At 55.1% G+C, this 6,314-nt stretch carries 5 protein-coding genes; 4 read left to right on the forward strand and 1 reads right to left on the reverse strand.

Annotated features, from left to right (window positions below; translation table 11 throughout):
- Positions 1-1,917 (reverse strand): cache domain-containing protein (locus tag V6C07_RS06440; RefSeq protein WP_333535527.1); only part of this gene is annotated, 1,917 nt, incomplete at its 3' end.
- Positions 1,918-2,387: 470 nt separating this feature from the next.
- On the opposite strand from V6C07_RS06440, the gene V6C07_RS06445 reads away from it, so the two are divergent.
- The 4 genes from V6C07_RS06445 to V6C07_RS06460 form a co-directional block, all read left to right on the forward strand.
- Positions 2,388-2,672: a hypothetical protein gene (locus V6C07_RS06445; protein WP_333535528.1), complete on the forward strand. Its 285-nt coding sequence runs from the start codon at positions 2,388-2,390 to the stop codon at positions 2,670-2,672.
- An 881-nt stretch (positions 2,673-3,553) separates the two neighbouring features.
- Positions 3,554-4,723: an ABC transporter substrate-binding protein gene (locus V6C07_RS06450; RefSeq protein ID WP_333535529.1), complete on the forward strand. Its 1,170-nt coding sequence runs from the start codon at positions 3,554-3,556 to the stop codon at positions 4,721-4,723.
- Between the two features lie 184 nt (positions 4,724-4,907).
- Positions 4,908-5,822 carry a branched-chain amino acid ABC transporter permease gene (locus tag V6C07_RS06455; protein WP_333535530.1) on the forward strand — a complete coding sequence of 305 codons (915 nt, stop codon included), beginning with the start codon at positions 4,908-4,910 and terminating at the stop codon, positions 5,820-5,822.
- A gap of 120 nt (positions 5,823-5,942) precedes the next feature.
- Positions 5,943-6,314 (forward strand): ABC transporter permease subunit (locus V6C07_RS06460; protein WP_442891925.1); only part of this gene is annotated, 372 nt, incomplete at its 3' end.

Consider the following 6,314-nt stretch of genomic DNA (forward strand, 5'->3'; position numbering starts at 1 on the left):
CTTCCGATCTCGCCCGGCTTCACCGGCACGGGCGGCCTCAATGGCGGCATTGAGGGCCAGCAGGTTCGTCTGGTCGGCAATGTCGGAAATAACGCCCATGACGGTTCCGATGCCCTGCGCCTGACGGCCGAGATCGCTCATGATGCCGGTCATATGTGACGCCTCTTCGTGGATGGACTGCACGGCGGCGGTCACCTGCGTGACCAGATGCGCGCCGCTCTGCGCTTCCTGCTTGGCGGTATTGGCGCTTTGTGAGGTGGCCGCGGCATTTTTTGCCACTTCCATAATGGTGGCGTTCATTTCCTCCACAGCGGTGGCCGTCTGATACACACGCGAGCTCTGCTCACGCGCGCCCTGGCTGGAACGGCTGATCTGCTCGGAAAGACGCCTTGATGCCCCGGCCATTTCTTCCACCAGGTGCGACGCTTCGGCGGCGGCTTTGGCTATGGCCTCGTTCTGGGCTTCAATGCGGCTTTTCTGATTGTATATCTCGGTAAGGTCATTCCAGAAAGCGATGGAACCGAGAAGCGTGCCGTCAAGATTGTAGAACGGCGTGGTGTGCGCCAGCACACGCAGCTTGCGCCCTGAAGGAGTCTGATGGTCAAACTCCAGCGACAGGGCCTTGCGCTCCACAATGGCTCTGTCTGACAGGGTTTCCTTGCGGGCATCGCCGTAGAAAAACAGGCCGGAACGCTGCCCTGTCCACGATTCGAGCGGGCCTTGCTTTTCCAGCAGACGGCATATTTCTTGATTGACCCAAACCATGTTGAAATCCGGCCCCACAATGCCGCAGGGCGTGGGAATGCCGTCCAGCACACCCTGTGAAAAACCGAGACGCTGCTTGAGTTCTTCGACCATGTCGCGCAAGTGACCGGCAAACGTAGCCATTTCTGCCCTGAAACGACCCTGCATCTGGGCTTTGAGGTCGCCTGAAGCCACTTTTTCCGTAAAGCTGGTCAGCGCGCGCAGCGGCCTGAACACAAAATGCTGGTTGATATAGGTCAGCAGGCCGGCCAGCAGCGCTATGGCGGCCAGCCCCACCCCGCACAGGACCAGGCTTTGCGCCGTGGCCGGAGCCGCCAGCTCCGCATCATAGGCGCTCATGCACACAAGCCAGCCCGTGGCCGGAATGGCCGCCACGGTCATGAATTTTTTTTCGCCTTCCCAGGGGTATTCAATAACGCCCTTTTGGGCCTTCATGGCCCTGGCGATAAAGTCCTCGCCGGAAAGGTCCTGCAGCAGCAGCTTTTTGTTGGTGCCGTGGGCAATAAGCCGTCCCTTGGTATCCAGAGCAAAGCCGTAGCCCCGTCGGCCCTGGCGTATGGGGTCGATGGTCTTTGCGGTAAAATCGCTCCAGCGCGGGCATACGGACACGGCGCCAAGCAGACTGCCGTCCGGGGCGTACACGGCCTTGGTCACCACATACACCAGCATGGTGGGATCAGTGGTTGCGCCCATGACGCTGCCACTGAAGGCCAGATCCTTGCCGCCGAAGATGGCCTTGCTGTAGTCACGGTCAAAGCGGTCGCCACCGGTCATGTCTGTTTGCGCGGCGTTAAGCCCCGCCACAATGCGCCCCTTGAGGTCAAAAACAAAAAAGGACCAGTACGAGGGAAAGGACTTCACATAGGTGTGCAAAAGCTTCTGCACTTCGGCCGCCGCCTCGGGCGAACCCGCCAGAGCCTCGCGAACGTGCTCCTGCCCCGAAAGAATTGTGGCTACGTCCACAGATTGCTCAATGTAGTTCTGGGCAGACTGGGCCACAAGGCGGGCCGTCTGATCCAGAGCCTCGCTTTGGACCCCCGATATCATGCGGTATGAGGACAAGGAAACATAGGCGACCAGAACCGCTATTATGATGAAAATGGATGCCGTTATGGAAACTGTGCATATGGTATTAATGCGTATCTGTCGCATTATGCGCCCCCTGACGCTGAGGTGAACAAAGTCTTAGCCATGTATGACACGCAAGGCTTGTTGACAACATTTTTTATTATCTGAAAATAGATATTATTTGTTATCACATAAAAACACATGCACAGATATCTGATAATTCATATTCACCATTCGCCAAAACCCTGAAGAGCATGAAAAGAGGTACTGACTACAATCGTTGCCTGTGAAAAAAACATTAGAGCATTTACCTCTTGAACCTGATCCGGGTTCATGGCTGAAGTATTGCGCAGCGCAGACCGCGCAATGGGGGCAGCCAGAGCGGCGCAAGCGCCAATAGCTCTGGCTTCGCGCGAAATTTTCCAATGCAGCCTGTTCTGCCGCGCCGGACGCGGATTTTTTATGGCATTACGGACCGTTTCATGATTATATGGGCTGGCTTGGCAGAGACGGCCCAAGGGCAGCCCGAGAAGGCATTTAAACAGGAGGGAGGCATGAGTACACATGTAACGTGGGCACTGGTGGGCTTTGGCATCGCCCTGCTTTTTACCTGGGTGCACCATATGCTCAAAAAGCGGGGATTCAAGTTCTTCTGGTACCACCCGCTCTTCACCGGCCTGTTCCTGCTCTTTATCCTCTATCTTCTGGAACGGATCTTTGCCGATCTTTCCGACATCGAAGTACAGGAAAGCTGGAACATGCTGACCTATCTCGGCATTCCCCTGGCCGCTGCGGCCATATTTTTTCTGTACCGCAGCATCGGCAAAAAACGCAGATAAGCACGCCGCCACAGGCGGCACACGATCATATATTTCATACGCCATGCTGGCGGAAAGCAGAAAACGCGGGAATAAGGCCCGCGTTTTCCGTTTTTCGGCACAGCGTTTGCAACAGTGTCTCTGACAGGCCACTAAGCACGCTCAGCCCGAAAACGCCGCGGCGCTCCAGCCCAAGACCTGACCCGAGGCAACGGCGGCAAGCAGCGCAGCATACCGCAACGCTGTTTGATCTTTTTGCACAAAAGGCCCCGCACCAGCGCGGGCATCCCCCCGACAGTCCCACCCCCCATGCCGGCAATGCCTTATCCGCCCTCCTGCCCCCAATGGGCAGGACGATATATACTACCTTTTGGTAGAAATTTGTATATGCTTTAATATAAGCATATTATCTTATTTTTTTACTTTTTCTTCCGGACATCAAGAAAGATTTTTGTCTTTTTCCTACATTTATGTATATTTATTTTACGCCTCTGCCAAAGGTTCATTAATGTAAACACTTAATAATTTTAGCTGGTTGTACAACCACACAATGAAAACTGCCTTCATTTTCATCTGTTGCGGCCACAATCCTGATCTGTAAAAAATTAACCAGATAAAACATAATGTTAGAAACATTAATTCAATATTTCACAAAAAGGGCATATCTGTCCGCTAAAACACTTGATGACATTTTGGACTAAAAAAAACGTCCGAATGTCAACTTTCGACCTTTTCGTAGTATTTTATCAGTGCCATGCTCCCCGTGCTGGCTTTTTTACAGCCCCTGGTGTAAATATATCTATCATTTCAGTCATATCCCTGCTGTGGAACCGTTCTTGCTTAAGGAACCTGCATGGGGCAAGCCCCTTTCAATCCTGCACGTAAACCACCGGGAGGCTTTCATGAAGTTGTTCAAGTTGGTGACCGCCTGCGCCTTGTCGCTTTTTGTCGGACAGGCGGCCCTTGCGGCAGAAAAGCCCATTAAAATCGGCTTCCCCATCCCCCTTACGGGCGAGATACCCAAGGTGGGCGAAGGCTCAAAGTTTGCGGCTGAGATGCTGAAAGAAGAAATCAATGCCAAGGGCGGCCTCAAGGTGGGCGACAAGTACTACCCCCTTGAATTCATCTATGAAGACAACGAATCCAAGCCCGAATCCGCCGTTAACGTCACCCTCAAGCTTATCGCGCGCGACAAGGTTCACGCCATTGTCGGCCCGCAGTCTTCACGTCAGGCCGTGCCTGCGGGCGGCGTGGCAAATGATGAAGAAGTTCCCCTGATCACCCCCTGGTCCACCAATCCCGATGCCACCAACGGACGCCCCTGGGTTTTCCGCGGCGCGTTCCTTGACCCCTTCCAGGCGCCTGTGGCCGTGGACTTTGCCACAAAGCAGTTCAATGCCAAAAAGGCCGCCGTGCTGTATGAGGTCTCCAACGACTATTCCAAGGGCCTTGCCGACAATTTCAAGGAAGCCTTTGAAAAGACGCACGGCAAAGGTTCTGTGGTAGCGATGGAATCTCACGGTCCCAAGGACCAGGACTTTTCCGCCCAGCTGACCAAGATCATCGCGGCCAAGCCCGACTTTATCTTTGTACCCGAAAACTACAGCTTTGCTGCCCTGATCGTGCCGCAGGCCCGCGACCTCGGCTACAAGGGACCGTTCATGGGTTCCGACGCCTGGGGTTCGGCGGAACTGTTCAACCTCTGCGGCAAGGACTGCGTGGGGCAGTATTTCTCTACCCACTACACGGCCGAGGGAGCCACGGGTAAAACCCGCGAATTCATCGACAAGTACAAGGCCAAATACGGCTATGTGCCTGACGATGTGGCCGCCCTTACCTGGGACTCCATCAACATCGTTCTTCAGGCCATACAGAATGCCGGCAAGGTTGATCCCGACCTCAAAAAGCAGCGCAAGATCATTCGCGACAACATGGCCGCCATTGAAAACTTTGACGGCATCACCGGCAGCATGAAATTTGACGACAATGGCGACCCCATAAAGTGCGCGGTTATCGTCCGGGTAACTGACAGCGGCAGCTTCGCCTTTGTGGAATCCGTCTGTCCCAAATAGCCAGACCTGCTGACAAGCCTGGGATGGCAGGCCGTGAGCGCCCGCGGGGGGCGGGTGCTCACGGCACACACTGCCCGAGGGTCTTTACGGCACGGAGAGCGCATACGGGCCAAGGCCCATATTCCCCCTGCGCATCCGGCAGACCGTATCCGGCCCCAACCGCTCATACCGAATCGGGTGCCCTATGGATTTCTTTTTGCAGCAGATGCTCAATGCCCTGCAATGGGGCAGTTTTTATGCGCTCATAGCCTTGGGCTACACTCTGGTCTACGGGGTATTGCGCCTTATCAACTTCGCGCATGGCGATATTTTCATGGTAGGTGCGTACATCGCCTTTTTTGTTTCCACCTGGCTTATTTCCACCGACGGCATGGGCCTGTCCCAGCAGACCGTGCTGTGGCTTACCATTCCCCTGACCATGATGCTCACGGCCTTTGTGGGCGTAACCATTGAGCGCGTGGCCTACCGTCCCCTGCGCCGCAAGGGCGCACACCGCCTGTACGTGGTCATTACGGCCCTTATGTGCGGGCTTATTCTTGAAAACGGCAACCTGGCCCTGCTTGGAGCCACCAAACGCAAACTGCCCGAACTGGTGGACAAAACAGTCTACTCTATCGGCCCGCTGGTGGTCACCAACCTGAAGCTCTGGGTTATTGTGGCCGCTGTTCTCGTTTTTATTGTTCTGCAAACCATCGTTACGCGCACCAAGGTGGGCATGGCCATGCGCGCCGTTTCCTGGGACCGCTTCGCCCTGCCGCTCATGGGTATTCCCCTGGACAGCGTCATTGTGGTCACCTTTATTCTCGGTTCCGGCATCGCCGGGCTTGGCGGCATGCTTTTCGCCATGTGCTACCCCACCCTTGAGCCATACATGGGGGCCATGATCGGCTGGAAGGCCTTTATCGCCGCCGTGGTAGGCGGCATAGGCGACATACGCGGGGCCTTTGTGGGCGGATTTTTGCTGGCTTTTGTGGAAATCATGGTGGTGGCCTTTCTGCCATCCACTTATATGGATTTGTTTTCTTTCACTATTTTACTGCTCATTCTGTGGATGCGGCCCACAGGCATTTTCGGAACCCCCCAAACGACCAAAATATAGCCGGAGTCAGAGATGCTGCTCACCATTGTGCAAATCATACTCGCAATCTTCGCCCTGCTCTGCTTCGGTTATGCCATCAAGCGCGTCGTCACCTGCAAGAAAACCGACTGCCTGCTTTTTATGGTTGTCGGCGTGCTGCTCATCTGTGCCGAGCAGTTTTCGTGGATAGACGGTTACTGGCTGTCCGTGCTCAAATTTATGGGCATCAATATTGTTTTTGCCGCCAGTCTTAATCTGGTCAACGGCTACATGGGAGAATTTTCCTGCGGGCATGCGGGCTTCATGTGCGTAGGGGCCTATGTTGGCGGGCTTATCTCCATCATCCTGTTCACCAACAACAAGCTCGTGGGCGCGCCCCTGCTGCCGCCGGAACTGGCGCCCCTGCTCTTTCCGCTGGTCATTCTTGTGGCGGGCGGCGTGGCGGCCATATTCGGCCTGCTGGTAGCCCTGCCTTCGTTCAAGACCCGCGACGACTACCTTGCCATTATTACC

Origin of the sequence: Desulfovibrio sp. 1214_IL3152 (genome assembly GCF_036763055.1) — a bacterium.
Lineage (GTDB): Bacteria > Desulfobacterota > Desulfovibrionia > Desulfovibrionales > Desulfovibrionaceae > Desulfovibrio.

Excerpts from the sequence above, each read along its gene's own strand:
- V6C07_RS06445 (WP_333535528.1), top strand. The coding sequence starts at position 2,388 with ATGAGTACACATGTAACGTGGGCACTGGTGGGCTTTGGCATCGCCCTG.
- V6C07_RS06455 (WP_333535530.1), top strand. The coding sequence starts at position 4,908 with ATGGATTTCTTTTTGCAGCAGATGCTCAATGCCCTGCAATGGGGCAGT.
- V6C07_RS06450 (WP_333535529.1), top strand. The coding sequence starts at position 3,554 with ATGAAGTTGTTCAAGTTGGTGACCGCCTGCGCCTTGTCGCTTTTTGTC.